This window comes from Streptomyces sp. NPDC050145, from assembly GCF_044460245.1.
Classification (GTDB): domain Bacteria; phylum Actinomycetota; class Actinomycetes; order Streptomycetales; family Streptomycetaceae; genus Streptomyces.
The window spans coordinates 362460-388738 of sequence record NZ_JBITJS010000005.1 but is presented as its reverse complement, the minus strand read 5'-3'; the positions used below and the strand labels follow the sequence as shown (position 1 = coordinate 388738).

Below are 26279 nucleotides of genomic sequence, written 5' to 3'. Positions count from 1 at the left end.
GGCGGATCACTCGTCCTCGGCGGTGCCGTGATTCCCGCTGTTGTCCCCGCCGTTCCCGTTCCCGTTCCCGCTTCCGTTCCCCGAGCCGTTCGCGCCGAAGTTTCCGAAGCCGCGCCGCACCCGGCCGCCCAGGTCGCCCGCACCGCCCGCGAGGTCGCTGACCAGCTTCATCAGCGGGTCCTTCGAGTTCTTCACGTGATCCGTGTAGTGCGCGGCCGACTCGCGGAACGAGTCCGACACCTTCGTGTCCTTGTCCTCGTCACGGCGCGGGTAGTGCCCGTCCATCAGCCGCTGGTAGTCCCGCGTCTCGGACCACTTCTTCAGCTCGGCCGCCCGCACCGTCGTGAACGGGTGCGAGCGCGGCATCACGTTCAGGATCTTCAGGACCGAGTCGCGCAGATCGCCCCCGGCCTCGTACTCCTCGGCCTGCTTCAGGAACGCGTCCACGTTCATCTCGTGCAGGTGGTTGCCGCCCGCGATCTTCATCAGGCCGCGCATCGACGCCTGCAGGTCCTGGCCCACCAGGAGACCCGCGCGGTCCGCCGACAGCTCGGACTTGCGGAACCACTCGCGCAGCGCCGTCACGATCGCCATGATCGCGAGATTGCCCAGCGGGATCCACGCCACCCGCAGCGCCAGGCTCGTCAGGAACAGCAGGATCGTCCGGTAGACCGAGTGCCCGGACAGCGCGTGCCCGACCTCGTGGCCCACCACGGCCCGCATCTCCTCCTCGTCGAGCAGCTCGACGAGACCCGTCGTCACCACGATGATCGGCTCGTCCAGACCGATGCACATCGCGTTCGGCTGCGGGTCCTGGTTCACGTACATCGGCGGGACCTTCTCCAGGTCCAGGATGTAGCAGGCGTCCCGCAGCATCGCGTTCAGATGCGCGAACTGCTCGTCGGACACCCGCACCGAGTCCGACAGGAACAGCAGACGCAGGCTCCGCTCGGGCAGCAGCCCGCTCAGCGCCTTGAAGACCGTGTCGAAACCGCTCAGCTTGCGCAGGGCGACGAGGGCCGAGCGGTCCGCCGGGTGCTCGTACGCCCGCGAGGAGATCCCCGGGAAGCGCCGGCGCTGCCTGCTCGGAACGTTGTCGTGCTGCTCGTTCGGTACGTCGGGCATGCGTCCCCCATGTCGATGGCCGGTCGATCGTGTCGACGGCGTTTCGGTGTTCGGTTGTGCCCCCGAGGCGGAGTCCACCCTAGGCGGAGATACCGTGGCGGGGCAGCACTCAGAAGGAGCGAACCGTCATGGATCATGCCGAACACCTCATCGCCGTCGCCGCGGCCCAGCAGGGCGCGGGCAATCTGTTGCGCATCGTGATCGTGGTGTCCGTCCTCGGTGCGGTGTTTCTCGCCTGGTTCCTGCTGCGCGGCTACAAGCGAGACGAATGACACCACCGGGATGGTTCCGGACACGTACGGCTTCCTGCCGCGCCCGTACGGCAGAGTCGGCGTGAGCCCCGCGGAGGGGCCCGCTTACGATGGGTCAGAAATCTTTATCCCGATCCCACACCGGATAGGTCCTGCTGAAGATGAGCCTCCACGCCACCGCTGCCCAGCTGGCCACTCTCGCCGCCGAGGGCGGCGAGCACGGCGGCAACCACGAGAGCATCAGCCCCCTGATGACGGGCGGCGCCGCCTTCGTCATCCTCGTTCTGCTGCTGTGGATCACCACCCGCTTCAACCGCGACCGCTGAGCCCGGGCGAGGTCACGGGAACCGGGCCAGTAGGCTCTGCTCGCATGGGAGCGCAGGACATGCCTACCGGCCCGGTCAACAACCCGGCCGGCGGCCCGGATCGCGAGTGGGACTCGCCCGCCAAGCGGCGCCTCGGCGTCATGGGCGGAACGTTCGACCCGATCCACCACGGACACCTGGTGGCGGCCAGTGAGGTCGCCGCACAGTTCCACCTCGACGAGGTGGTCTTCGTGCCGACCGGACAGCCGTGGCAGAAGAGCGACAAGCAGGTGTCGCCGGCCGAGGACCGCTATCTGATGACGGTCATCGCGACCGCCGAGAACCCCCAGTTCTCGGTGAGCCGCATCGACATCGACCGCGGCGGGGCCACCTACACCACGGACACCCTGCGGGACCTGCGCGCGCTCAACCCGGACACGGACCTCTTCTTCATCACGGGCGCCGACGCCCTCAGCCAGATCCTGACCTGGCGGTACACCGAAGAGCTCTTCTCCCTGGCACACTTCATCGGCGTCACCCGGCCCGGCCACACGCTCGCCAACCCCGGACTCCCCGAGGACGGCGTCTCGTTCGTCGAGGTGCCCGCGCTCGCGATCTCGTCCACAGACTGCCGTGACAGAGTCGCCAAGGGCGACCCGATCTGGTACATGGTGCCGGACGGTGTGGTGCGCTACATCGACAAGCGCCAGCTGTACCGCGGCGCCTGAACCCTGCACCGCCGAGAGGGGCATCGGTGAACGACCGATACGACGGTTACGACCAGCAGAATTACGAGCTGGTCGGCTACGACGAGTTCGGCCGGCCTGTCTACCGGCCGGCTCAGCAAGCGCCGTCGTACGAGCAGAACGCAGGGTACGGGTACGGCTACGACCCGTACGCGGCCGACGGTCAGGGCCACCAGCAGCAGCCCGTGCAGCAGCAGCCCGTACAGCCGATGCCGCAGCAGCAGCCGCCCGCGGCCCCGCCCCAGTACGACCCGTACGCCGGCCACCCGCAGGGCGGCGGCTACGACCCGTACGGCGCCGGGCCCGGCACCGCCGAGCAGCCCCGCGTCGCCCCGCGGCCCGCGCACACCGAGCAGGCCACCGCCTACATCCCGCAGCAGGCGCCCGCGCCCGCCGGGCCGGAGCGCCGCGACGACCGCGACCAGGGCGCCGAGCAGTTCGACTTCATCGAGGAGCCGGACGAGAACTCCGAAGACGTCATCGACTGGCTCAAGTTCACGGAGTCGCGCAGCGAGCGCCGCGAAGAGGCCAAACGGCGCGGCCGCAACCGGATCGTCGCCCTCGTCGTCGTCCTCGCCCTGTGCCTCATCGGCGGCGTCGGCTACCTCGGCTACCAGGGCAAGCTGCCGTTCCTCGGCGGCGAAGACGCCAAGAAGGACGGCCCGGCCGCCGCCGGAGCGCAGAACCGCGACGTCGTCGTCGTCCACCTGCACAACACCAAGGGCGGCGGCACCTCCACCGCCCTCCTGGTCAACAACACCACCACCGGCCAGGCCACCACCGTCCTGCTGCCCAACGCGCTCGCCCTCAGCGGCGAGGACGGCAGCGCCACCACGCTCGCCAAGTCCGTCGACGAGGACGGCTCCGCCGGCACCGGCGACTCCATCGACACCCTCCTCGGCACCGACATCGAGGGCACCTGGCGCCTCGACACCCCCTACCTCAACAACCTCGTCGAACTCGTCGGCAACATCGAGGTCACGACGAACACCGACGTGCCCGACCCCGCCAAGAAGGGCACCTTCCTCGTCCACAAGGGCGAGGACCAGACCCTCGCGGGCCCGGCGGCCGTCGCCTACGCCACCTACCGCGCCAAGGGCGAGGCCCAGACCGCGCAGCTCCTGCGGTTCGGCCAGGTCATGCAGGGCGTCCTGCGCAAGCTGTCCTCCGACCCGCAGGCCGCGACGACGACCGTGCAGACCCTCGCGCAGATCCTCGACCCCTCGCTCACCGAGAAGGACCTCGGCGCCTTCCTCGCCAAGCTCGCCGACCACGCCAAGGAGGGCGACTACAAGACCGCGCTCCTTCCTGTCGGACCGGACGGCACCCTCTCCGAGGCCGCCGCGAACTCCGTCGTCGAGGACGTGCTCGGCGGCACCGTGAAGGCCCCGGCCGAGGGCGACGCCCTGCGCGTCGGCGTCAAGAACGCCACCGGCGACAAGGCCCGCTCCGAGAAGGCCCGCATCACCCTGGTGAACGGCGGCTACACCTTCGTCGAGGCCGGCACCGGCACCACGGCCGTCACCTCCCAGGTCACCTACGCCGACGCCGCCCGCAAGGACGACGCGGTCGAGGTCGCCAAGACCCTCGGCCTGCCCGCCGGAGCGGTCCGCAAGGGCAAGGCGGCGGCCAACGCGGACGTGACCGTCGTCATCGGCCAGGACTACACAGGCGGCAGCTGAGCCCCTGCCGGCGCCCCGCTCCAGGGGCGCCGGTAATGCAGTGAGGCGTGTCGGCGGTCCGTGAGACCCTTGGAGTACCCGCCCGTGCGGGCCCGCACGGGCCACGCCGGAGGTCCTGACCGCCGACCGAAAGCCTTGTAGTGACCGCCACCGACCGTTCCATCGAGCTCATCACCGTCGCCTCCCAGGCGGCCGCCGACAAGCTCGCGCACGACATCATCGCCTACGACGTCAGCGACGTCCTGTCCATCACGGACGCCTTCCTGCTGGCCTCGGCGCCCAACGACCGCCAGGTCAAGTCGATCGTCGACGAGATCGAGGAGCGGCTCAGCAAGGAGCTCGGCGCCAAGCCCGTGCGCCGCGAGGGCGACCGCGACGCCCGCTGGATCCTCCTCGACTACGTCGACATCGTCGTGCACGTCCAGCACAGCGAGGAGCGCGTCTTCTACGCCCTCGAGCGCCTGTGGAAGGACTGCCCCGAGCTCGACCTGCCCGAGGACGCCAAGGCCACCCGCGGCAAGGCCGCCGAGCACGCCGAGCAGACCGCCGCCGCCGACGCGGGGGAGCTGCTTTGACCCGCTCCTCCAAAGGGCGGCGGGTCATCCTCTGGCGGCACGGCCAGACGTCCTGGAACCTGGAGCGTCGCTTCCAGGGCTCCACGGACATCGAGCTGACCGAGGCCGGCCTCGGCCAGGCCCGGCGCGCCGCCCGGCTGCTCGCCTCCATGAAGCCGGACGCGATCGTCGCGTCCGACCTCAAGCGGGCCGCGGCCACCGCCGCCGAGCTCGCCACCCTCACCGGCCTCGACGTCACGCACGACGAAGGCCTGCGCGAGACGTACGCCGGTGAGTGGCAGGGCCTCACCCACGAGGAGATCATCGCGCGCTACGGCGAGCAGTACGCGGCGTGGAAGCGCGGCGAGCCCGTGCGGCGCGGCGGCGGCGAGCTGGAGACCGAGGTCGCCGACCGGGCCGCCCCCGTCGTGCTGAGCCACGCCGACAAGCTGCCCGAGGAGGGGCTGCTGGTCGTCGTCAGTCACGGTGGCACCATCCGCACCACCATCGGCCGTCTCCTCGGCCTGGAGCCCCACCACTGGGAGAGCCTCGGCGGCCTGTCGAACTGCTGCTGGTCGGCCCTCGGTGAGGGCGCCCGCGGCTGGCGGCTGCTGGAGCACAACGCGGGCACGCTGCCCGAGCCGGTCCTCGGAGACGACGACTGAGCCGGCCCGCGCACGGCGGTGAGGCCGGTCCCCGCGGGCCACGGGGACCGGATTTCACTTTCTGGCTGGTGGCAGGCTAAAGTTCTTCTTGTTCGGCCCGCCGGGGAGAAACCCGGAGGGAAGAACAGAAGCAAGGGGCTATAGCTCAGTTGGTAGAGCGCCTGCATGGCATGCAGGAGGTCAGGAGTTCAATTCTCCTTAGCTCCACAGCAGATCCCGCCCGATCGATTCGATCGGGCGGGATCTTTTTCATGTCCAGGTGCCTTCAGAGCTTCCTTCCGGGGTTCCTTCCCGGGGCGTGCGGATCCGCGCGAGGCCCCGCCGCGACTCCTCGTCCGCCGGCGCGTAGACGACGATCCGGCACTCCGGCATCCCGTCGACCGACAGGGACGTCGTCGTCATCCGCAGCTCCCCCGGAACCGCCCGGTGGCGGAACGTCTTCACGCGCGACCCCGGCGGCGCCACGTCCCCGCTCTCCCACATCCGCGCGAACTCCGCACTCCGCTCCGCCAGCTCCCGCACGAACTCCTCCCACGCGGGCTCGCCCACGTGCCGCCCGTACGCCGAGCGCAACGTCGCCACCATCACCGGCAGCTCCACCTCACGGAACACCAGCGGACAGGTCAGCTCCGGCGCCACGAACAGCGTCCACAGCGCGTTCGTCCGAGGGCCCATCGTGGCCGGCGACACGATGAACACGTCCCGGTAGGCGGCATTGGTCGCCAGCAGGTCGAAGCGCGCGTTGTAGACCACCGCCGGGAGCCCGTCCATCGCGTCGAGCACCGCCTGCAGCTCCGGCCCCACCGTCACCGGCGCCGCCTCCCGCACCGGCTCGTACGGCACCTCCGCCAGGTGGTACAGATGCTCCCGCTCCGGCAGGTCCAGCCGCAGCGTGCGCGCCACCGCGTCCAGGACCTGCGCCGACGCGTTGATCGGACGGCCCTGCTCCAGCCACGTGTACCAGGTGACCCCCACCCCGGACAGCTGCGCGACCTCCTCCCGGCGCAGCCCCGGCGTGCGCCGCCGCGGGCCTCCCGGCATCCCCACGTCCTGCGGGCTCACCCGCGCCCTGCGCCCCCGTAAGAACGCCGCCAGCTCCGGCCTGCGGCGATCCCCCGGCCGCGGGTGCGCGCCGCCGTGCCGCGATCCGTGCTGCCCAGTGGTCATCGTCGTCACATCCCCCATCGTGTGCGCCCGCGCCCGGCCCCGGAAGGCGCCTGCCGGGTGGTGCCGATACCAGCATCAGCGGGCTCTCGGTACCCGTGCCGTACCCGCGTCAGTGTTGCCGTCATGACGACAACCGTCCCGGAAAGTCCTCAGCCCCCGAAGCCCGCCCCGTCGCCAACTCCCGGATCCAGTAAAGCCCCTGGCACTGACAACGGGCCGGACACCCGCACCTCCGCCGGGCGCGGCCGGCTCCTCGCGGTGGTGCTCGCCGCCCAGTTCATGGCCGTGCTCGACGTGTTCATCGTGAACGTCGCCGCACCCACCGTCCGCACCGAACTGCACGCCTCCGGCGCCGCGTTGCAGCTCGTCGTCGCCGGATACACCATCACCTACGCCGTCCTGCTGATCACCGGCGCCCGGCTCGGCGACCGCCACGGGCACCGCCGGGTCATCCTCACCGGCCTCGCCGCCTTCACCGCCGCCTCGCTGGCCTGCGGCCTCGCGCAGAGCAGCGGCCAACTCATCGCGTTCCGCATGGCGCAGGGCGCCGGGGCGGCCCTGATGATCCCGCAGGTCCTCAGCCTCGTGCAGCGCCACTTCGACGGCGAGGCCCGCACCCGCGCCCTCGGCGCGTACGCCGCCGTCCTCGCCGTCGGCGCCGCCGCCGGGCAGGTCCTCGGCGGCCTCCTCGTCAGCGCCGACCTGTTCGGCACCGGCTGGCGCGCCGTCTTCCTCGTCAACGTGCCCGTCGGCGTGGCCCTCCTCGCCCTCGGCGGGCCCGCGCTGCCCCGCGACCCGGCCCGCGCAGGACGGCCCGCCCGCTCCCTCGACCTGCCCGGACTTGTCCTACTCGGCGGCGCCGTCAGCCTGCTCACCGTGCCGCTCGTCCTCGGCCAGGAACAGGACTGGCCGCTGTGGGCCTGGCTCTGCATGGCCGCGTCCGTCGTCGTGTTCGCCCTCCTGTGCGTCCACGAGTCCGCCCTCGCCCGGCGCGGCGGCGACCCGATCGTCGCCCCGCGCGTGCTGCGCCTGCCCGGCATCGGCACGGCCGTCCTGCGGATCCTGACCGTGATGGCCGTCAACGCCGGCTACCTGTTCGTCCTCACGCTGCACGTGCAGAGCGGGCTCGGCTACAGCGCCCTGCGCGCCGGACTGACCTTCGCCACCACCGCCGTGTCCTTCGGCGCCGTCGGTCTCACCTGGCGCCGCTGGCCCGCCCGGCTGCAACCCGCCCTGATCCCCGCCGGGTTCGCGCTCACCGCCGCCGGGACGCTCGGCACCGGCCTCGCCCTGCGCGACGGCACGGACGGCGGAATCGGCCTGTACGCCGCCTTCGTGACCACCGGCGCCGGACTCGCCCTCGGCTTCGGCCCCACCCTCACCCGCGCCCTCGCCGGAGTGCGCCCGCAGGACGCCGCGGACGCCAGCGGACTGCTCACCACCGTGACCCAGCTCGGCCAACTCGTCGGCGTGGCCGCCTTCGGCACGCTTTTCCTCGGCCGCGTCGAGTCGACAGGGGTGCCCGGTCCGTACAGTTCGGCGGACGCCCTTCTGACGTGCGCCTACGCACTGGCCGCGGCGGCCGCGCTCGGCGCCGTGTCCGGACTGGTACGCCTGCGTCGCTGACCGGGGAGCCCGGGCCGTGGCAGAATCGGACGGCCGGAAGGGGGCTGCGTCCGATCGACGATTACGGCCTGGACGGGAGGGAGTGCGCGATGCCCTTGAGCATCTACGAGGAGGCCGACCGCTTCCTCGCTGTGACCGTGCCGCCCACCGCGTCCGCCGCCCGCGCGCACGCCCCGCTTCCCCTCGACTGTCCGTCCTGCGGCTCCTCCCACGTCGCCCAGATGCTGGGCGACAACGGCGGGATCTCGTACGTGTGCACGGCCTGCGGCCACAGCTGGAGCTGAGCGGAACGACATGGGGTCACACAGGAGGAAGTGCGACTGGTGCGGCAGCGGCACGCCCATCGTGCGCGACATGGAGCCGGTGAACGCCGAGTACCAGTACTGGTGCGAGGAGTGCGCGCGGGCGCTGATCATAAAAGGCGACCCGATCGAGACGTATCGGGAACTGGAGGGAGAGCCGATCTACGGCCGCCTCCTGGACGAGCACTGCACCCTGAAGCGCTTCTACTCCTTCGCCAGAGCCTGAGCCTCCGGGGGTGCGGGGCCCCCGGAAACCGATTTGGTGAATCACGGGGGTGACCGTGTAATGTTGGCGTCGCCGCCGGGGAAACCGACAGGAACACCAGGTGGAACACCGCAAGGGGCTATAGCTCAGTTGGTAGAGCGCCTGCATGGCATGCAGGAGGTCAGGAGTTCAATTCTCCTTAGCTCCACAAGAGTTGGAAGCAGTAGAAGAAGCGGGCCGTCCGATCGGACGGCCCGCTTCTTTGTGTGCCGGACCTATGGTCAGGCCCTAGCGGCGTGCGCGGCTGCGGCCCGGTGGCAGGGCGGGCGGGAGCAGCGGCCGGGGCGGTAGCGCCGCCGGGTCCTCCTCCAGGCGCAGTGCCAGCGCGGGGCAGCGGCGGACGGCCCGTGCCGCGTCCGCCTCCGCGGAGCGCGGCACCGCCGCCTCCGCGACCGTCGGGAAGCCGTCCGGGCCGAGCCGCAGCAGCTCCGGCACGATGTCCGCACACAGGCCGTGGCCCCGGCACAGCGTCCAGTCCACCGCGAGGCGCTTCCCGGACGGCGAGGAGCCCGCGGGCGCCTGCCCGTGCAGCGGCAGCACCCCGAGCACCGGACGGCCGCAGCCGGCGCCCAGCACATGCGCGGCCAGATCGTCCGTGAACGCCGCGATCGTCGACTCGATGAACGCCGCCGAACCGTCCGGGTGCTTGCACGCCCCGCGCCGCTTCACCGCGCGCGTGATCTCGCGCAGGGCCTCCAGCGCCGTCGGCCCGCCCCCGTTCAGGACGTCCTCCAGGCCGCGCGCCGCCGCGGGCAGCCCGAGGTAGCAGGGCCCGCACTGGCCGGCGCTCTCCGCCGCCAGCCACTGCGCGACCTTCAGCGACTCGCCGAGCGGGCAGGTGTCCGGGCCGATCGGCAGGATCGCGCCCGCCCCCAGCGCGCCGCCGCACGCCTCCAGGGAGGCGCGGGACACGATCGCGTCCTGCGCGCCGACGCCGTCCAGCCACTTGCCGTGATAGCCGCCCGTGAGCACGCCCTGGGGGAGCGGGGGAGCGCCGGCGAGCTGGAGCACGTACCGCAGCGGGACGCCGGAGGGCACCTCCAGGACCATCGGGCGGGCCACCGCGCCGGACAGCGTCAGGAGGACCGTCCCCGGCTCGTCGTGCAGGCCGGTGCGGCCGTAGCGCTCCGCCCCGATCCGGGCGGCCACCGCGAGCTGGGCGAACGTCTCCGCGTTCGACAGCAGGGTCGGGGCGCCGCCCACCCCGGAGTCGGAGGCGCGGACCTTGCGGCCCGGGGGCAGCGGCGGGCCGCCGTCCGCCGAGCGGATCAGCGCCGAGGACTCCCCGGTCACCATCCGCACCGGATTGCGCTGCACACGCGCGCGTAGCGGCACGTTCCGCCGGTTCGACAGGCCGCGCTCGGCCAGCGCCGTGCGCATCGACGCCTCCGTCGAGTCCCGGGTGACGCCGACGACGAGGGTGCGTGCGCCGATCGCCTCGGCGGCCAGCAGGGCGCCGTCGAGGATCAGGTGCGGGGCGCGGTTGAGCAGCACGGTGTCCTTGCGGCAGGCCGGCTCGTCCTCGCTGCCGTTGACCACGACCACGGGCCGCACCCCGCGCCGGATCGCCGACTCGGCGACCGCGCGCAGCTTCTTGGCGAAGGGGAAACCGGCGCCGCCCCGCCCGCGCAGCGACACCGCCTGCGCCAGACGCGCCAGGCGCTCCCCGGGCATGGGCTCCAGGGGGCCGTGCACCTTCAGATGCATGTCGAGGTCGAGCCGCTCCACGAGGTCGAACCCGGAGGTGAGCTGCGGCAGGCCGACGACGCGGACCTCGGGGACGTCGGGCAGTGCCGTGTTCACCGCGTGCCTCCGTAGGGCTGGTCTTCTTCATAGGGCCAGGTCGGGGGTGCGGGCGTGGCCCAGGGCTCGCCCGCGGCGGGCGCCTGGAAGGGGGCGCCGTAGGAACCCGTCTCTTCATGGGGCGCGTGGTCGTATCCGTACGTCGCCGGGGGCGGGGCCTGCGCGGGTGGCGGGGGTGACGGGGCGGGCCAGCGCGGGCCGGGCGGTGGCCCGGCGTGCGGGGGCTCCTCGTACGGCTGGGGCGGCGCAGCGGACACGGCCCGGTAGGCGGCCGAGAAGCCGATGCCGGAGGGCGCCTGTGTCCGCGCGGGCCGGGGTGCCGTGCTCGCGGCGGCTTCGGGGCGTACGTAGGGCTCCGTGGTGGGGCGCGCGGGCGGCTGCGCGGTCTCGGGCGCCGGGCCGGGGGCGAGCAGGGCCAGGATCCGCGCCGCCACCGCGCGCTTCACCGGCGGCGGGGCCGCGCGCAGTGCCACCGCTGCGGCGACGGCCACCAGGCACAGGACGTACAGGACCACCACGTACGTCTTGGGCGGGCGGCCCGCGTACAGGCCGTGGATCAGGGCCAGGCACCAGGCGGGGTAGGCGAGCATGTGGGTCGCGCGCCAGCGGGCCGCGAGGCGGGCCGGGGAGGCCATGGAGCTGCGCAGGGCGCCCGTGACGCCGGTCGTCACCATGAGGAGCCCGGCGAGGACGCCCAGGCCGATCAGGCCGCTGCTGCCGGAGAATCCCGTCCCGAAGGGGATCAGGGCACCGGCCGGCGTCACGTGCGCGAGGGCGAGCTTCACGCTGACGTGGAGCAGCAGGAACCCCAGCGAGGCGACCGCCGTGGCGCGGTGGACGCCCTGGGAGAGCAACCGCTGCCGTGAGGTCAGGAACAGCCGGTCGGAGGCGACGAGGCCCCACGCGACGGACGCCGTGAGCGACACCAGGGAGAGCACGCCGGTCGTGAAGTCGAGGGCCGCCCGGAAGGCGTCGTCACCCGCCATCACGACCACGGGTATGAGCAGTAAGGCGGCCGCGCTCAGCACCCCCGTCCGTATACGGCGGCCACGGGCGGAGGACGGCGAACTCCACAAGGAGTGCGGGGAATGCACGGCGCGGGAGGCGCGAGGGTTCAGAGAGTTCATGGGGGCGACTCCGAAACGTTCGGCACGGTGGACCCACGCCCGCACTCTAGGTCGACACATACCGGCCAGTACGAGGTTTGAGTTATCTCGTCGTTATCTCGCCGTGTCCGGAGGGAGGCACGCCTTTGTGTTGCCCCGATAGAGGTCGGTACGCGGAGTAACCCCTCGCCCGTGGAAGTCCGTCGCGGCCCGCGCGGAGCCTGCGGTACCCTGACGCCATGCGTGCCGTACGCCTTCTGCTTAGCGAGCCGCGCTGATCAGTCCCGACCCGCCCCCGGGCGTGAGGTCGGAATCGGCGCGGCGTCCCCTCCTGTGCGAGGGGCTTTTTCATTTCCTGGGCAAGGGCCGACTGGCAGAGACGATCGATGGAGCTTTGAGGATCATGAGCGAGACGAATACCGCCGCCCCGTCCGAGGCGGCGGTCGCGCCGCACCGCTACACGGCGGCCATGGCCGCCGACATCGAGGCACGCTGGCAGGACTTCTGGGACGCCGACGGCACGTACGAGGCGCCCAACCCGAGCGGCGACCTGGCCGGTGACCCGGCGATCGCGTCCCGCCCGAAGAAGTTCGTCATGGACATGTTCCCGTACCCGTCGGGTGCGGGCCTGCACGTCGGCCACCCGCTGGGCTACATCGCCACGGACGTCTTCGCCCGCTTCCAGCGCATGAACGGCCACAACGTCCTGCACACCCTGGGCTTCGACGCGTTCGGCCTGCCCGCCGAGCAGTACGCCGTGCAGACGGGCACGCACCCGCGCACGTCGACCGAGGCCAACATGGAGAACATGAAGGCGCAGCTGCGCCGCCTGGGCCTGGGCCACGACAAGCGCCGGTCGTTCGCCACGATCGACCCGGAGTACTACAAGTGGACGCAGTGGATCTTCCTGCAGATCTTCAACTCCTGGTACGACGACGACCTGAAGAAGGCCCGTCCCATCGCGGAGCTGGTCCAGCAGTTCGAGACCGGTGAGCGCGCCGTCCCCGGCGGCCGCACCTGGAGCGAGCTGAACGAGACCGAGCGCGCCGACATCCTGGGCGAGTACCGCCTGGCCTACGCCTCCGACGCGCCCGTCAACTGGGCGCCCGGCCTGGGCACCGTCCTGGCCAACGAGGAGGTCACCGCCGACGGCCGCTCCGAGCGCGGCAACTTCCCCGTCTTCAAGGCGAAGCTGCGCCAGTGGAACATGCGCATCACCGCCTACGCGGACCGCCTGATCGACGACCTGGACGGCCTGGACTGGCCCGAGGCCATCAAGCTGCAGCAGCGCAACTGGATCGGCCGCTCCGAAGGCGCCCGCATCGACTTCGGCTTCGACGCCTCCGACGAGGTCATCACCGTCTTCTCGACCCGCCAGGACACCCTGTTCGGCGCCACCTACATGGTGCTGGCGCCCGAGCACGACCTGGTCGACACCATCGTCCCGGCCGCCTGGCCCGAGGGCACCCACGACGTGTGGACCGGCGGCCACGCCACCCCCGCCGACGCCGTCGCCGCCTACCGCAAGCAGGCCGCCTCGAAGTCCGACGTCGAGCGCCAGGCCGAGGCCAAGGACAAGACCGGCGTCTTCACCGGCGCGTACGCCACCAACCCGGTCAGCGGCGAGCAGGTCCCCGTCTTCATCGCCGACTACGTCCTGATGGGCTACGGCACCGGCGCGATCATGGCCGTCCCCGCGCACGACGCCCGCGACTTCGCCTTCGCGCGCGCCTTCGAGCTGCCCATGCGCTGCGTGGTCGAGCCCTCCGACGACCGCGGCACCGACCCGTCCACGTGGGACGACGCCTTCGTCGCCCACGAGGCGAAGCTGGTCAACTCCGCGAGCGACGAGGTCACCCTGGACGGCCTGGGCGTCGCCGACGCCAAGGCCCGCATGACCGAATGGCTGGAGCGCAAGGGCATCGGCCACGGCACCGTCAACTTCCGGCTGCGCGACTGGCTGTTCAGCCGCCAGCGCTACTGGGGCGAGCCCTTCCCGATCGTCTACGACGAGGACGGCATCGCCCACTCGCTGCCCGAGTCGATGCTGCCCCTGGAGCTGCCGGAGGTCGACGACTACACCCCGCGCACCTTCGACCCGGACGACGCCGACACCGAGCCCGAGACGCCCCTGTCGCGCAACCAGGACTGGGTCGACGTCACGCTGGACCTGGGCGACGGCCGCGGCCCGCGCAAGTACCGCCGCGAGACCAACACGATGCCCAACTGGGCCGGCTCCTGCTGGTACGAGCTGCGCTACCTGGACCCGCACAACAGCGACAAGCTGGTCGACCCCGCCATCGAGCAGTACTGGATGGGCCCCCGCGAGGGTCAGCCCACCGGCGGCGTCGACCTGTACGTCGGCGGCGCCGAGCACGCCGTGCTGCACCTGCTGTACGCCCGCTTCTGGTCCAAGGTCCTGTTCGACCTGGGCCACATCTCCTCGGCCGAGCCGTTCCACAAGCTGTTCAACCAGGGCATGATCCAGGCCTACGTCTACCGGGACGCGCGCGGCATCGCCGTACCGGCCGCCGAGGTCGAGGAGCGGGACGGCGCCTACTACTACGAGGGCGAGAAGGTCTCCCGCCTGCTGGGCAAGATGGGCAAGTCCCTGAAGAACGCCGTCACGCCCGACGAGATCTGCTCCGAGTACGGCGCCGACACCCTGCGCCTGTACGAGATGGCGATGGGCCCCCTGGACGTCTCCCGCCCGTGGGACACCCGCGCGGTCGTCGGCCAGTTCCGCCTGCTGCAGCGCCTGTGGCGCAACATCGTCGACGAGACGACCGGCGGGATCACCGTCGCCGACGTCCCCGAGGACGCCATCGACGCCGACACGCTGCGCGCCCTGCACAAGGCGATCGACGGAGTCCGCGGCGACCTGGAGGGCATGCGCTTCAACACCGCCATCGCCAAGGTCACCGAGCTGAACAACCACCTGACCAAGGCCTACGCGGGCGGCGGCCTGCCGCGCGCCGTCGCCGAGCGCCTGGTGCTGCTGGTCGCGCCGCTGGCCCCGCACGTCGCCGAGGAGCTGTGGCGCAAGCTGGGCCACACCGACTCCGTCGTCCACCAGGACTTCCCCGTCGCCGACCCGCGGTACGTCGTCGACGAGACGGTCACCTGCGTCGTGCAGATCAAGGGCAAGGTCAAGGCCCGCCTGGAGGTCTCCCCGAGCATCTCCGACGAGGACCTGGAGCGCACCGCGCTGGCCGACGAGAAGGTCGTCGCGGCCCTGGACGGCGCCGGTATCCGCAAGGTCATCGTCCGCGCGCCGAAGCTGGTGAACATCGTGCCTGCGTAAGGCACTCGGGGATATTCCCTACGGGCAGGTTGGGGGTCGTTCAGGAACCCTCGGCCTGCCCGCTCCGTTTACGGTGGAGACAGCGTGCGCCGGCCGTCGGCGGCAGAACCGAAGAGGTGGGTGGGAGGAGCGTCATGGAAGCCGTGATCCTGATCGTGGTGCTGATGTTCGTGGCGTTCCTCGCCCTCGGCGCCTACGCGACCGTCAAGGCCGTCGGCGCCGCCAAGCGCGGTGTCGACCGCAAGGTCGAGCAGGCACGCCGCGCTGTCGAGGACACCACCCTGCGCGCCCGCAGCTTCGCCCAGCCGGGCGCCGCCAGCGAGCTCGCCCAGCTGCGACTCCGGCTGCGCGGCTCCATGCGCGCCACCCAGGACGCGCTGCACGCCGGCGTCGGTGACGACCCCACCCTTCAGGAGTCCCTCGGCCTCTTCGACCGGCTCAGCGCCCACGGCCGCGAGCTGGACGCCGACCTCAAGCGCCTGGAGAGCGAACCGGACAAGGCGCACCTCGCCCGTCTGCTCCCCGACCTGAGAGCACGCACCGAGCAGATCACCGCGTCCGCCGACGCGCTGCGGCACGCCGCCCGCGACCGCGCCAGCCACTTCGCGAGCGACGACCTGGACGACCTCAGCCGACAGATCGACGTGGAGGCCGGAGCCCTGCGGCACTGGACGACGACCACGGACACCCCGCAGACCGGCTCGACTCCCCGGACCGGTCCGAGTCCGCACTCCGGTCCGACTCCGCAGACCGGTCCCACCCCGCGCACCACCCCCGCCGCGGAGGCCGCCCCGCAGCCCGGACCGGAGCGCGCCCGCCCGCAGATCACCCCGTCCGGCCCGCGCCCCGCCTACCCGTGGCAGAAGAAGCCCCGCCCCGAGAGCACCACCTGATCACCGGCCCCCGCACGGGGGCCGGGCTGCCGCGCACGATCCCCGGCGGGTAATCTCCGGAGCATGTCCCGCCATGTCGCGATCGTCACCGATTCCACGGCCTACCTGCCGCACCTGACGATGGAGCGCCACGACATCACGGCGGTGCCGCTGACCGTGGTCCTGGGCGACCGAGCACTCGAAGAGGGCACCGAGATCTCCGCCCGCTCGCTCGCCGAAGCGCTCCAGAAGCGTCGTCCGGTGACGACGTCGAGACCCAGCCCGGAGCTGTTCGCCGAGACCTACCGCAAGGTCGCCGAGTCCGGCGCCACCGGCATCGTCTCGCTCCACCTCTCCTCCGAGTTCTCCGGGACCTACGACGCCGCCGTGCTCGCCGCCCGCGAGGCACCCGTGCCGGTCCGGGTCGTCGACACCGGCATGGTCGCCATGGCCCTCGGCTTCTGCGCCCTCAGCGCCGCCGAGACCGCCGACGCCGGCGGCAGCATCGACGAGGCCGTCCTCGCCGCGGAGAAGCGGGCCGCAGGCACCTCCGCCTACTTCTACGTCGACACCCTCGACTACCTGCGCCGGGGCGGCCGGATCGGCGCCGCCCAGGCCCTCTTCGGCTCCGCCCTCGCGGTCAAGCCGCTGCTCCAGCTCGACGGCGGCCGCATCGAACTCCTCGAGAAGGTCCGCACCGCGTCCAAGGCCATCGCCCGGCTGCAGGAGATCGTCGCCGAGCGCGCCGGCAGCGGGCAGGTCGACATCGCCGTCCACCATCTCGCCGCGCCCGAGCGGGCCGAGGCGCTCGCCGCGTGGCTGCGGGAGCGGGTGCCGGGGCTCGCCGAGCTGCATGTCAGCGAGGTCGGGGCGGTCATCGGGGCGCACACGGGGCCGGGGCTGCTCGGGGCGGTTGTGTCGCCGCGGGCTTGAGGCCGGGCGGGGTTGCGCGGGGCTGTGCTTGGGGCTGTGGTTGGGGCGGTGGGTGTGGCTGGGGCTCGTGTGGGTGACGGAGTTATCCACAATCGCCGTGTCGTCCCCGGGAATTGAGCAAGATCCACTGCGCGGGACGCTCGTGCCTACCGTCTCGTGGCATGGCACTTCGATCACTGACCAGGACAGCCCGTACGACCACGGGACCCGGGCGCGCTCCCGGTTCCGACAGCCGCGCACGACACCGTGACGGGGCGCGGCGCCGACGCGCCCGGCACCGCCGGGTCGCGGCCGAGCGGACCCGCGCCCACGCGTTGTTCGCGCCGCACGCCGCACCGACTGAGAAGCCGGTGCCGGTGCCGGTGCCTGTGCCGTTACCTGCGCCTGCGCCTTTGCCCGCACCTGTGTCGGCGAGGCCTTCGCCCGACGAGCCCGAACCCGCGCCCGCTCCGGATCCGCCGCCCGAGCCCGAGCCCCAGCCCCAGCCGCAGCCGCAGCCGCAGCCGCAGCTCGCCGCCGGGCCGTGGCGGGCCCGGGCCGCCCTCGCCGTGCGGGACCGGCTGCCGCTGTGGATGCAGACGCGCTGCGGGATCGAGCGGCGCGGAGCGGTCGCCCTCGTCGTGCTGATCGCCGTCGTGGCCCTGTTCGCCGTACAGCACTTCTGGACCGGCCGCACCCAGCCGGTGCGGCCCCCGCAGGCGGTGCGCGCGGCCGAGCCGGACGCCGGATTCGCGGGGGACGACTTCAAGGAGGGCGACTTCACGGGGGACGGCAAGGAGGCGCCCGGCGCTCCGGCCTCACCCGCCCCGACGGCCGCGGGAGGCGCCGGGCTGGTCGTCGACGTCAGCGGAAAGGTGCGCCGCCCCGGGCTCCGCCGCCTGCCCGCCGGGTCCCGGGTCGCGGACGCGCTGCGGGCCGCCGGAGGGGTGCGCCCCGGCACGGACACGGCGGGGCTCAACCAGGCGCGGCTGCTGATCGACGGGGAGCAGGTCCTCGTCGGAGCACCGACGACCGGTGCCCCTGCGGGGTCCCCGAGCACCGCCGCGGGAGGTCCGCCGGGTCCGCCCGCAGCCCCTATCGGGCTCAACACGGCCACCGCCGACCAGCTCGAAACGCTGCCGGGTGTCGGCCCCGCGCTGGCCCAGCACATCGTCGACTACCGCACGGAGCACGGCGGTTTCCGCTCCGTGGACGAACTCCGCGAGGTGAACGGCATCGGGGACCGCCGCTTCGAGGACCTGCAGAACCTCGTGCGGCCATGACGACCAGGAGGGAGCAGGAGGAGGAGCAGGAGCAGGACCGGGGGGACGCCCCGAGGGAGGCGCGGCACACCGATCTGCGGCTGGTGCCGCCCGCGCTCGCGACCTGGGCGACCGCGGCGGTGACCCTCACGACGCCGGCCCTGGCCACGGCGCTCACCGCGGGCGCCTGCGTGATCGTCGGGGCGGTCCTCCTGATCGTGGCACGGACCGGCCCCACCCGTACCGGGAGCGGCACCGGCACCAACACCGCCATCGGGCAGTCGGCACCGGCCCGTTGGCGGAGCCCGTCCGCCGCCGCGCTGCTGCTGTGCGTCGCCGCGGCGGCGACCTCGGCCGGCCTACACGGCGCCGAGCCGCGCAGAGGTCCCGTACCGGACCTCGCCGAGCGGCACGCCGCCGTACGGGCCGAGATCGAGCTCACCGGCGACGCGCGGCTCACCCGGCCCCGGGTCAGCGGCGACCGCACGACACGGTCCGCCGTGCTGGTGGAGGCCGACGTGGTGGGGGTGACCACGGCGGACGGCGCTCGGACACGGGGCCGCACCCCGGTCCTGGTCATCGCCGACGGCTCGGCGACCGCCCGCGGCCGCTGGCTGTCGCTCCTGCCCACCACCCGGCTCCGCGTCGAAGGCGGACTCGCGCCACCGATCGTCGACGGCGACCGGATCGCGGCCGTGCTGCGGATCGGGAAGGACGATCCGCCGCAGACCGTCGGCGCGCCGAGCCGGACGCAGCGCCTGGCCGGGGCCCTGCGTGCGGGGCTGCGCGAGGCGACGGACGGGCTGCCGCAGGACGCGCGGGCGCTGCTGCCGGGACTCGTCGTCGGCGACACGGCGCGGGTCGGCCCGGAGCTCCACGCGGCGTTCCAGGAAACCGACATGCTGCACCTCATGGCCGTCAGCGGAGCCAACTTCACCATCCTGCTGGCCTTGCTGATCGGCCCGCCCGGCACCGCGCAGCGCGCCGAACGGCGGGGCCTCGCACCCCGGATCGGGCTGCCGCTGCGCGGTACGGCGGCGCTCGGCGGGGCGCTCACCCTGGGCTTCGTCGTGGTGTGCCGGCCCGAGCCGAGCGTGCTGCGGGCCGCGTCCTGCGGACTGATCGCCCTGCTCGCCATCGCCACCGGGCGCCGCAGATCCCTGATCCCGGCGCTGGCCACGGCCGTGCTGCTGCTGGTCCTCTACGACCCGTGGCTGGCCCGGAGTTACGGATTCCTGCTCTCGGTCCTCGCGACCGGTGCCCTCCTGACCGTGGCCCCGCGCTGGAGCGCGGCCCTCACCGCGCGCGGGGTGCCGGCACGGATCGCGGAGGCGCTCGGGGCGGCCGCGGCGGCACAGGCCGTGTGCGCGCCCGTGGTGGCGGTGCTCGCCGCGCGGGTGAGCCTGGTGGCGGTGCCGTGCAATCTCCTCGCGGAGTTCGCCGTCGCACCCGCGACCGTGCTCGGGTTCGCGGCGCTGGCGACGGCGCCGTGGGCGATGCCCGCCGCGAAGTTCCTGGCCTGGTGCGCGGGATGGCCCGCGGGCTGGATCGCGGACATCGCGCGGACCGGCGCCGCGCTGCCGGGCAGCGGCATCGACTGGCCGGACGGCTGGCGCGGCGGCGCCCTGCTCGCACTCGCCACGGCGGTACTGATCGCGCTGGGCCGAAGAGCGGTCAGGTCGCCCTGGGCGCTGGGGGGTTGCGCGGTGCTGCTGGTGCTGTTCGTCGTCCAGCCGCCGCCGGTGACCCGGGTGGTCACGGGCTGGCCCCCGCCGGACTGGCGGCTGGTCATGTGCGACGTGGGGCAGGGCGACGCCCTGGTGCTCGCGGCCGGGCCGGGCACCGGGGTGGTGATCGACGCGGGCCCCGATCCGTTGCTCGTCGACCGGTGCCTGCGATCGCTCGGCATCACCCGGATTCCGCTCGTGCTGCTCACCCACTTCCACGCCGATCATGTGGCAGGTCTGGCCGGGGTGTTGCGCGGGCGGGCGGTGGGGGCGATCGAGACGACGGGGTTCGGGGAGCCGGCGGACCAGGCGGCGCTCGTGCGGCGGGTCGCGGCGCGGCACGGGGTGCCGTTGGGCCGGGCGGCGGCGGGGGAGCGGCGGCGCGCGGGTCCGCTCGACTGGCGGGTGCTGTGGCCGCCGGGCGGCACGGCGGCGCGGCCGGCCCCGAGGCCGGAGGGGCCGAACGACGCGAGCGTGACGCTGCTCGTGCGGACGGCTGGGCTGCGGCTGTTGCTGCTCGGCGATCTCGAACCGGCGGCGCAGCGGGCGCTGTTGCGGGCGACCGGCGGGGCCGGGCTGTCCCGGGTGGACGTGCTGAAGGTCGCGCATCACGGCTCGGCGTACCAGGACCCGGGGCTGTTGCGGACGGTGGCGCCCCGGCTCGCGCTGATCTCCGTAGGGGCGGACAACACGTACGGGCACCCGGCGCCGCGCACGCTGGCGGCGCTGCGCGGACAGGGGGCGGCGGTCCTCCGGACGGACCGGGACGGGGCGATCGCGGTCGTCGGAGGGGGTGGGGGTGAGGGCGGGGCACGAGTGAGGCTCGGGGTGGCTCGCCGCTGAGCGCTGAGCGCTGATTGCAGATTGGTGATGGCCGGCGGTCCCGGGCTCGGCTCTGGCTCGGGCTCCGGGGGGCTCATCGCTGGTCAGGTCGAGGCTGAGGCTTCGGGGTGTCCCGGGCCCTGCGGATCTCGCGCCGGGCGCGGAGGCCGATGTATCCCCAGGCCGGGAGCGACACGAGGAGGCTCATCAGCCGATCCCTGGCGGTCGCCGAACCCGGCACGGCCCCGAGAGCCATCGCCCCGTAGAACCCCACCCACACGATCGCGAAGCCGAGCAGCCGTCGCCCCATGCCTCTACCGCCCCCTGTCGATGCCTGCGCTCGGTTGTACCGCAACGTGGCGCGTATCGAACCCCGAACGGGCGACGGGAGGAGGTCCGGGGCAGGGGGTCGGGGTGGAGGTGTTGCCATCCGCGGTCGGTTCGGGCCCCACCGTGAGGGGGGTCGGGCGTGAGGGGCGGGAAGTTTCGCGGAATGTGCACAAGAGGTTGCTACCGGTGAGTAAAAAAGCCACTGAGCTGGCGAAACGCTAACCGGAGTAGGTAATTCGGGCTCCAGGGCGCCTTCTCTGCGATTCCCGCGTTGTGGGCTCGTGTTGCCTCGAAAGCCGCAACGATGGTCGAATACGTCTTCGTTCATCTAGCAACTACTGTTGTCAAGACGCACTGGGGTAGGTAGTTCATGTTCGGCCGCTGGCTGGGAAACCGTACGAACCGGGTACAACGGGCCAATCCCCTGGCGGAGATGGCGGTGCCACCCAGCGCGGGGATGCTGAGCTGCCGGGTCCTCGATCCCGTCAACGAGCCGATACGCACCGCCGAACTCGTCGTCAACGACGCCATGGGGCGCCAGGTGGTCACGGGAGGGACGGACCCGTTCGGTTCGTTCATGGCCACGGTGCCCGCCGGTGACTACCGGCTCGCGGTGACCGCCGACGGCTACACGCCCTTCCACGGCAACGCCAGCGTCGGCGAGAGCGGGCACGCGTCCGTCGGTGACGTCATGCTCCAGGTCGCCCAGCCGCCGCAGCTGCCCGACGCGGGCGACTGGGAGATCGAGCCGATGCACTCCTCGATCGCGTTCACGGCCCGGCACATCGGACTCGCCCGGATCCACGGCCGGTTCAACACCTTCGCCGGCGCGCTGCGCGTCGCCGAGCGCGTCGAGCAGTCCGCGATGCACGTCGTCATCGACGCCTCGTCCATCGACACGAACGTGCAGATGCGCGACGACCACCTCAGGTCCGCCGACTTCCTGGACGTCGAGCGGTTCCCGACGCTGGAGTTCTACAGCGAGAAGTTCACGCACAAGGGCGGCAGCCGCTGGGCGATCACCGGCGCGCTCTCGCTGCACGGCGTGACCCGCACGGTCACGCTCGACGCCGAGTACCTGGGCCTGGGCAACGGTATGGAGGGCGAGACCCGCGCGGCCTGCCGCGCCACCGCCGAACTGCACCGCGACGACTTCACCATCAGCTGGCAGACCATGCTCGCGCGCGGCATCGCCGCTGTCGGGACCAGTGTGAAGATCGAGCTGGACATCCAGGTCGTGCCCAAGAGCTGATCCGGGCCGCCCGGTGCGGGCCGCGTCGCGCGCGTGTCCGAAGATGGTGCCGTGAGCGATGTGAGACACGTACTGGTGCTGCCGGACCGCGACGCCGCGGAGGAGGCCGCCGAGGCGCTCGGGGAGCGCTTCGGCCTCACCGAGGAGCCCCAGCTCGTACGGGACGCGTTGGCCGGGGAGGACGACGCGGAGGACGCGCAGTGGCTCCTGGTCGTCGAGGACCCGGACGAGGTTCTGGACCCGGCGGCGCTGGACGCGTTCGCCGGGGAGTGGGACGGCTGGCGCGAAGAGCCGTAGGCCGCCCCGCGGGAGTCGGCCGCGGCCGGGCCGGGCTGTCAGTGCCCCGTGGGATGCTTGACCGCGATGGCCAGGAAGACTGCAAACGACGATCCGCTCGCTCCGCTCACCGTCGCGGTGGGCCAGGAGGACCTGCTGCTCGACCGCGCGGTGCAGCAGGTGGTCGCCGCCGCGCGCGCGGCCGACGCCGACACCGACGTGCGCGACCTCACCCCCGACCAGCTGCAGCCCGGCACGCTGGCCGAGCTGACGAGCCCGTCGCTGTTCGCCGAGCGCAAGGTCGTCGTCGTACGCAATGCGCAGGACCTGTCGGCGGACACGGTCAAGGACGTGAAGGCGTACATCGGCGCGCCCGCCGAGGAGATCACGCTCGTTCTGCTGCACGCCGGCGGGGCCAAGGGCAAGGGGCTGCTCGACGCGGCGCGCAAGGCGGGGGCCCGGGAGGTCGCCTGCCCCAAGATGACGAAGCCGGCGGACCGGCTGGCGTTCGTGCGCGGGGAGTTCCGGGCGCTCGGGCGGTCCGCGACGCCGGAGGCGTGCCAGGCGCTCGTCGACTCGATCGGGAGCGATCTGCGGGAGCTGGCCTCTGCCGTCGCGCAGTTGGGGGCCGATGTCGAGGGGACCATCGACGAGGCCGTCGTCGGGCGGTACTACACGGGGCGGGCCGAGGCGTCGAGCTTCACCGTCGCGGACCGGGCCGTCGAGGGGCGGGCCGCGGAGGCGCTCGAAGCGTTGCGGTGGTCGCTCGCGACCGGGGTGGCGCCGGTGATGATCACCAGTGCGCTGGCTCAGGGGGTGCGGGCGATCGGGAAGCTGTCGTCCGCGCGGGGTGGGCGGCCTGCGGATCTGGCGCGGGAGCTGGGGATGCCGCCGTGGAAGATCGATCGGGTGCGGCAGCAGATGCGGGGGTGGACTCCGGACGGGGTCGCCGTGGCGTTGCGGGCCGTTGCCGAGGCTGATGCCGGGGTCAAGGGGGGCGGGGACGATCCCGGGTATGCCCTGGAGAAGGCCGTTGTGGCTGTCGCGCGGGCTGCGCGGGCCCGGGGGTAGGCCCCCGTTTTTCGACTTTGACGGCCGGTTCGTGGTGGCTGGGGTCTGGGGAGGTCGCCCCCGCCGCCCCTTCCCGTCCCGTCCCTGGGGGCTGCGCCCCCAGACCCCCCCCTGTCGGCCTTCGGCCTCGTCCTCAAACGCCGGACGGGCTTGAAGAGACAAACCCGCGCCCGGGCTCCATGGGAGAAATGCCGAGTGCCCCCGTTCCTGTCGGAGGCGGGGGCACTCGGGGAAAGCTTTGAAGATTGAGCCCACACCCGCGTGGCGAACGCAGGCCGCGTGCGGGCTCGGGGGCCGGTCGGGGGCGGATGAGAGAGGGCCCGCCCGATTCCTTCCGGCGTCAGATCAGTCGAAAGGTTCAGCCCTTGAGGGACGCGACCTTGGAAGCGATCGCCGACTTCTTGTTGGCGGCCTGGTTCTTGTGGATGACGCCCTTCGAGACGGCCTTGTCGAGCTTGCGCGAAGCCTCGCGCGCGGCGACGGTGGCCTTCTCGACGTCACCCGCGGCAGCAGCCTCACGGGCCTTGCGGATCGCGGTCTTCAGGGAGGACTTGACGGCCTTGTTGCGCAGCCGAGCCTTCTCGTTGGTCTTGATCCGCTTGATCTGGGACTTGATGTTCGCCACGAAATGAGCCTTTGCAGGTTCAGGCACGGGGCCGGTGAAGGTCCCGTACCGGTGATTGTCACTGAGTCTGTGCCTCGCGCTGAGAGGGCATGAGACACAGCTGCCCACGGTACCAGTCGCCCTCCGAGCGGCCCAAACCGGGCGCAGTCCCGCCGCCGTGGGACCATGGAAGCTACGTGACGATCCCAACCGAGGCCGACCTGAGGACAAGGCGCCTCAAGAGACAGGACCCTGCGTGCCCGCGACCCCTAACAATGTGCCCGAGCCGAGCCGTACCGACCCGGCTCTGATCCGCAATTTCTGCATCATCGCGCACATCGACCACGGCAAGTCCACGCTCGCCGACCGGATGCTCCAGCTGACCGGAGTGGTCGAGCAGCGGCAGATGCGTGCTCAGTATCTCGACCGGATGGACATCGAGCGCGAGCGCGGCATCACGATCAAGTCCCAGGCGGTGCGTTTGCCGTGGGCTCCCACCCACGACAAGAGCAACACGCACATCCTCAACATGATCGACACCCCGGGCCACGTGGACTTCACGTACGAGGTCTCGCGCTCGCTCGCCGCGTGCGAGGGGACGGTCCTGCTGGTCGACGCCGCTCAGGGCATCGAGGCGCAGACCCTCGCCAACCTGTACCTGGCGATGGAGAACGACCTCAAGATCATCCCGGTGCTGAACAAGATCGACCTGCCGGCCGCGCAGCCCGAGAAGTTCTCCGAGGAGCTCGCCAACCTCATCGGTTGCGACCCCGAGGAGGTGCTCAAGGTCTCCGCGAAGACCGGCATGGGCGTCGAGGCGCTGCTCGACCGTGTCGTGGAGCAGATCCCGGCCCCGGTCGGCGTCAAGGACGCCCCCGCCCGCGCGATGATCTTCGACTCGGTCTACGACTCGTACCGCGGTGTCGTCACGTACGTCCGTGTCGTCGACGGTCAGCTCAACAAGCGTGAGCGGATCCGGATGATGTCGACCGGCGCGACGCACGAGCTCCTCGAGATCGGGACGAACTCGCCCGAGATGCTCTCGGCCGACGGCCTCGGTGTCGGCGAGGTGGGCTACCTCATCACCGGTGTGAAGGACGTCCGCCAGTCCAAGGTCGGTGACACGATCACCTCCCTGCACAACGGCGCGACCGTGGCGCTCGGCGGCTACAAGGACCCGAAGCCGATGGTCTTCTCGGGTCTCTATCCGCTGGACGGCTCGGAGTACCCGGACCTGCGCGAGGCCCTCGACAAGCTGCAGCTCAACGACGCCGCGCTCGTCTACGAGCCGGAGACCTCGGCCGCCCTCGGCTTCGGCTTCCGCGTCGGCTTCCTCGGCCTGCTCCACCTCGACGTGATCCGTGAGCGCCTGGAGCGCGAGTTCGGCCTCGACCTCATCGCCACCGCGCCCAACGTGGTCTACCGCGTGGTCATGGAGGACGGCAGCGAGCACACGGTCACCAACCCGAGCGAGTTCCCCGAAGGCAAGATCGACAAGGTCTTCGAGCCGGTCGTGCGCGCCACGATCCTCGCCCCCAGCGAGTTCATCGGCTCGATCATGGAGCTGTGCCAGACCCGTCGCGGCACGCTGCTCGGCATGGACTACCTCTCCGAGGACCGCGTCGAGATCCGCTACACGCTGCCGCTCGCGGAGATCGTCTTCGACTTCTTCGACCAGCTGAAGTCCAAGACGCGCGGCTACGCGTCCCTGGACTACGAGCCCACCGGCGAGCAGGACTCCAGCCTGGTCAAGGTCGACATCCTGCTGCACGGCGACAAGGTCGACGCCTTCTCCGCCGTCACGCACAAGGACGCGGCCTACGCGTACGGCGTGCGGCTCGTGGCCAAGCTGCGCGAGCTCATCCCGCGCCAGGCCTTCGAGGTGCCCATCCAGGCCGCCATCGGCTCCCGGGTCATCGCCCGCGAGACGATCCGCGCCATCCGCAAGGACGTCCTCGCCAAGTGCTACGGCGGTGACATCTCCCGTAAGCGGAAGCTGCTGGAGAAGCAGAAGGAAGGCAAGAAGCGGATGAAGATGGTCGGCTCCGTGGAGGTCCCGCAGGAGGCCTTCATCGCGGTGCTGTCCAGCGACGAGAGCGGCGGCAAGGCCAAGAAGTAGGCCCCGGCCGAGCGGGTTGTGGCGGGGGGGGGGGGGGGGGGGGGGGGGGGCGGGCCCCCCCCCGGGGGGGGGGGGGGGGGGGGGGCGCGCCGGGCCGCCCGGGGGGGGGCCCGGGGGGGGGGGGGCGGGCC

24 protein-coding genes and 2 tRNA genes are annotated in these 26279 nt (G+C 72.2%); 20 read left to right on the top strand and 6 right to left on the bottom strand.

Translation table 11 applies throughout. The features are described from left to right. Positions 1 to 6 precede the first annotated feature (6 nt). Positions 7 to 1125, bottom strand: a complete 1119-nt coding sequence (locus ACIBTU_RS13230; RefSeq protein WP_399126155.1) for a M48 family metallopeptidase — start codon at positions 1123 to 1125, stop codon at positions 7 to 9. 128 nt (positions 1126 to 1253) lie between these two features. On the opposite strand from ACIBTU_RS13230, the gene ACIBTU_RS13225 reads away from it, so the two are divergent. From ACIBTU_RS13225 to ACIBTU_RS13195, 7 genes are all read left to right on the top strand, one after another. Beyond that, positions 1254 to 1397 carry a hypothetical protein gene (locus ACIBTU_RS13225; protein ID WP_399126154.1) on the top strand — a complete coding sequence of 48 codons (144 nt, stop codon included), beginning with the start codon at positions 1254 to 1256 and terminating at the stop codon, positions 1395 to 1397. Between the two features lie 140 nt (positions 1398 to 1537). After that, the gene (locus tag ACIBTU_RS13220) at positions 1538 to 1702 is read left to right on the top strand and encodes a hypothetical protein (RefSeq protein WP_399126153.1); all 165 of its coding nucleotides are present in this window, start codon (positions 1538 to 1540) and stop codon (positions 1700 to 1702) included. A 44-nt stretch (positions 1703 to 1746) separates the two neighbouring features. Continuing rightward, positions 1747 to 2409 (top strand): nicotinate-nucleotide adenylyltransferase, encoded by a 663-nt coding sequence (gene nadD, locus ACIBTU_RS13215; RefSeq protein ID WP_399126152.1) that lies wholly within the window; start codon positions 1747 to 1749, stop codon positions 2407 to 2409. 26 nt (positions 2410 to 2435) lie between these two features. After that, a complete protein-coding gene (locus tag ACIBTU_RS13210) occupies positions 2436 to 4109 on the top strand; it encodes an LCP family protein (RefSeq protein WP_399126151.1) in 1674 nt (557 codons plus the stop codon). Positions 4110 to 4249: 140 nt separating this feature from the next. Further along, on the top strand, positions 4250 to 4684 hold the full coding sequence (gene rsfS, locus ACIBTU_RS13205) for a ribosome silencing factor (protein WP_384628664.1): 435 nt from the start codon (positions 4250 to 4252) through the stop codon (positions 4682 to 4684). Beyond that, complete coding sequence (locus ACIBTU_RS13200) at positions 4681 to 5328, top strand: histidine phosphatase family protein (protein ID WP_399126149.1); 648 nt, start codon at positions 4681 to 4683, stop codon at positions 5326 to 5328. The genes rsfS and ACIBTU_RS13200 overlap by 4 nt, the downstream gene beginning before the upstream one ends. Positions 5329 to 5462: 134 nt before the next feature. Next, a tRNA-Ala gene (locus ACIBTU_RS13195) sits at positions 5463 to 5535 on the top strand. A gap of 42 nt (positions 5536 to 5577) precedes the next feature. On the opposite strand, the gene ACIBTU_RS13190 is transcribed toward ACIBTU_RS13195, so the two are convergent. Next, a complete protein-coding gene (locus ACIBTU_RS13190; protein ID WP_399126147.1) occupies positions 5578 to 6495 on the bottom strand; it encodes a helix-turn-helix transcriptional regulator in 918 nt (305 codons plus the stop codon). A 261-nt stretch (positions 6496 to 6756) separates the two neighbouring features. Between ACIBTU_RS13190 and ACIBTU_RS13185 the strand changes: the two genes are divergently transcribed. From ACIBTU_RS13185 to ACIBTU_RS13170, 4 genes are all read left to right on the top strand, one after another. Beyond that, positions 6757 to 8121 (top strand): MFS transporter, encoded by a 1365-nt coding sequence (locus ACIBTU_RS13185; protein ID WP_399126227.1) that lies wholly within the window; start codon positions 6757 to 6759, stop codon positions 8119 to 8121. Positions 8122 to 8210: 89 nt separating this feature from the next. Beyond that, positions 8211 to 8405, top strand: coding sequence for a hypothetical protein (locus ACIBTU_RS13180; RefSeq protein ID WP_399126146.1), 195 nt, complete (start codon positions 8211 to 8213; stop codon positions 8403 to 8405). A gap of 10 nt (positions 8406 to 8415) precedes the next feature. Beyond that, positions 8416 to 8649, top strand: a complete 234-nt coding sequence (locus tag ACIBTU_RS13175) for a hypothetical protein (RefSeq protein WP_188338988.1) — start codon at positions 8416 to 8418, stop codon at positions 8647 to 8649. Positions 8650 to 8763: 114 nt separating this feature from the next. Continuing rightward, positions 8764 to 8836, top strand: a tRNA-Ala gene (locus tag ACIBTU_RS13170). A gap of 80 nt (positions 8837 to 8916) precedes the next feature. Here ACIBTU_RS13170 and ACIBTU_RS13165 read toward each other — a convergent pair. Both ACIBTU_RS13165 and ACIBTU_RS13160 read right to left on the bottom strand, forming a co-directional pair. Continuing rightward, positions 8917 to 10491 (bottom strand): NADH-ubiquinone oxidoreductase-F iron-sulfur binding region domain-containing protein, encoded by a 1575-nt coding sequence (locus ACIBTU_RS13165; protein ID WP_399126145.1) that lies wholly within the window; start codon positions 10489 to 10491, stop codon positions 8917 to 8919. Beyond that, complete coding sequence (locus tag ACIBTU_RS13160; protein WP_399126144.1) at positions 10488 to 11477, bottom strand: hypothetical protein; 990 nt, start codon at positions 11475 to 11477, stop codon at positions 10488 to 10490. The genes ACIBTU_RS13165 and ACIBTU_RS13160 overlap by 4 nt, the downstream gene beginning before the upstream one ends. 523 nt (positions 11478 to 12000) lie before the next feature. Between ACIBTU_RS13160 and leuS the strand changes: the two genes are divergently transcribed. The 5 genes from leuS (at position 12001) to ACIBTU_RS13135 (ending at position 20517) form a co-directional block, all read left to right on the top strand. Beyond that, positions 12001 to 14901: a leucine--tRNA ligase gene (gene leuS, locus ACIBTU_RS13155; protein ID WP_399126143.1), complete on the top strand. Its 2901-nt coding sequence runs from the start codon at positions 12001 to 12003 to the stop codon at positions 14899 to 14901. A gap of 134 nt (positions 14902 to 15035) precedes the next feature. Next, on the top strand, positions 15036 to 15794 hold the full coding sequence (locus ACIBTU_RS13150) for a hypothetical protein (RefSeq protein ID WP_399126142.1): 759 nt from the start codon (positions 15036 to 15038) through the stop codon (positions 15792 to 15794). A gap of 63 nt (positions 15795 to 15857) precedes the next feature. Next, positions 15858 to 16706, top strand: a complete 849-nt coding sequence (locus tag ACIBTU_RS13145) for a DegV family protein (RefSeq protein ID WP_399126141.1) — start codon at positions 15858 to 15860, stop codon at positions 16704 to 16706. Between the two features lie 404 nt (positions 16707 to 17110). Beyond that, the gene (locus tag ACIBTU_RS13140) at positions 17111 to 17968 is read left to right on the top strand and encodes a helix-hairpin-helix domain-containing protein (protein ID WP_399126140.1); all 858 of its coding nucleotides are present in this window, start codon (positions 17111 to 17113) and stop codon (positions 17966 to 17968) included. Further along, entirely contained in the window at positions 17965 to 20517 is a 2553-nt protein-coding gene (locus ACIBTU_RS13135; RefSeq protein WP_399126139.1) for a ComEC/Rec2 family competence protein, read from the top strand. Before ACIBTU_RS13140 ends, ACIBTU_RS13135 begins: the two co-directional genes overlap by 4 nt. A 73-nt stretch (positions 20518 to 20590) precedes the next feature. Here the strand turns inward: ACIBTU_RS13135 and ACIBTU_RS13130 are convergent, their stop codons facing one another. Beyond that, entirely contained in the window at positions 20591 to 20806 is a 216-nt protein-coding gene (locus ACIBTU_RS13130; protein WP_399126138.1) for a hypothetical protein, read from the bottom strand. 390 nt (positions 20807 to 21196) lie between these two features. Here ACIBTU_RS13130 and ACIBTU_RS13125 point away from each other — a divergent pair, with 390 nt between their 5' ends. The 3 genes from ACIBTU_RS13125 (at position 21197) to holA (ending at position 23425) form a co-directional block, all read left to right on the top strand. Continuing rightward, positions 21197 to 22078 carry a YceI family protein gene (locus ACIBTU_RS13125; RefSeq protein ID WP_399126137.1) on the top strand — a complete coding sequence of 294 codons (882 nt, stop codon included), beginning with the start codon at positions 21197 to 21199 and terminating at the stop codon, positions 22076 to 22078. 51 nt (positions 22079 to 22129) lie between these two features. Further along, positions 22130 to 22375, top strand: coding sequence for a hypothetical protein (locus ACIBTU_RS13120; RefSeq protein ID WP_399126136.1), 246 nt, complete (start codon positions 22130 to 22132; stop codon positions 22373 to 22375). 66 nt (positions 22376 to 22441) lie between these two features. Next, positions 22442 to 23425 carry a DNA polymerase III subunit delta gene (gene holA, locus ACIBTU_RS13115; RefSeq protein ID WP_399126135.1) on the top strand — a complete coding sequence of 328 codons (984 nt, stop codon included), beginning with the start codon at positions 22442 to 22444 and terminating at the stop codon, positions 23423 to 23425. Between the two features lie 358 nt (positions 23426 to 23783). Here holA and rpsT read toward each other — a convergent pair whose 3' ends face one another. Continuing rightward, positions 23784 to 24050 carry a 30S ribosomal protein S20 gene (gene rpsT, locus ACIBTU_RS13110; protein WP_399126134.1) on the bottom strand — a complete coding sequence of 89 codons (267 nt, stop codon included), beginning with the start codon at positions 24048 to 24050 and terminating at the stop codon, positions 23784 to 23786. Positions 24051 to 24285: 235 nt separating this feature from the next. On the opposite strand from rpsT, the gene lepA reads away from it, so the two are divergent. Next, entirely contained in the window at positions 24286 to 26148 is a 1863-nt protein-coding gene (gene lepA / locus ACIBTU_RS13105) for a translation elongation factor 4 (protein WP_399126133.1), read from the top strand. Positions 26149 to 26279 lie beyond the last annotated feature (131 nt).

Bases quoted from the DNA above. Each gene is read 5' to 3' on its own strand.
- ACIBTU_RS13230 (WP_399126155.1), bottom strand. From the start codon at position 1,125: ATGCCCGACGTACCGAACGAGCAGCACGACAACGTTCCGAGCAGGCAG.
- ACIBTU_RS13225 (WP_399126154.1), top strand. From the start codon at position 1,254: ATGGATCATGCCGAACACCTCATCGCCGTCGCCGCGGCCCAGCAGGGC.
- ACIBTU_RS13220 (WP_399126153.1), top strand. From the start codon at position 1,538: ATGAGCCTCCACGCCACCGCTGCCCAGCTGGCCACTCTCGCCGCCGAG.
- nadD (WP_399126152.1), top strand. From the start codon at position 1,747: ATGGGAGCGCAGGACATGCCTACCGGCCCGGTCAACAACCCGGCCGGC.
- ACIBTU_RS13190 (WP_399126147.1), bottom strand. From the start codon at position 6,495: ATGACCACTGGGCAGCACGGATCGCGGCACGGCGGCGCGCACCCGCGG.
- ACIBTU_RS13180 (WP_399126146.1), top strand. From the start codon at position 8,211: ATGCCCTTGAGCATCTACGAGGAGGCCGACCGCTTCCTCGCTGTGACC.
- ACIBTU_RS13175 (WP_188338988.1), top strand. From the start codon at position 8,416: ATGGGGTCACACAGGAGGAAGTGCGACTGGTGCGGCAGCGGCACGCCC.
- ACIBTU_RS13160 (WP_399126144.1), bottom strand. From the start codon at position 11,477: ATGGCGGGTGACGACGCCTTCCGGGCGGCCCTCGACTTCACGACCGGC.
- leuS (WP_399126143.1), top strand. From the start codon at position 12,001: ATGAGCGAGACGAATACCGCCGCCCCGTCCGAGGCGGCGGTCGCGCCG.
- ACIBTU_RS13150 (WP_399126142.1), top strand. From the start codon at position 15,036: ATGGAAGCCGTGATCCTGATCGTGGTGCTGATGTTCGTGGCGTTCCTC.
- ACIBTU_RS13145 (WP_399126141.1), top strand. From the start codon at position 15,858: ATGTCCCGCCATGTCGCGATCGTCACCGATTCCACGGCCTACCTGCCG.
- ACIBTU_RS13135 (WP_399126139.1), top strand. From the start codon at position 17,965: ATGACGACCAGGAGGGAGCAGGAGGAGGAGCAGGAGCAGGACCGGGGG.
- ACIBTU_RS13130 (WP_399126138.1), bottom strand. From the start codon at position 20,806: ATGGGGCGACGGCTGCTCGGCTTCGCGATCGTGTGGGTGGGGTTCTAC.
- ACIBTU_RS13125 (WP_399126137.1), top strand. From the start codon at position 21,197: ATGTTCGGCCGCTGGCTGGGAAACCGTACGAACCGGGTACAACGGGCC.
- holA (WP_399126135.1), top strand. From the start codon at position 22,442: ATGGCCAGGAAGACTGCAAACGACGATCCGCTCGCTCCGCTCACCGTC.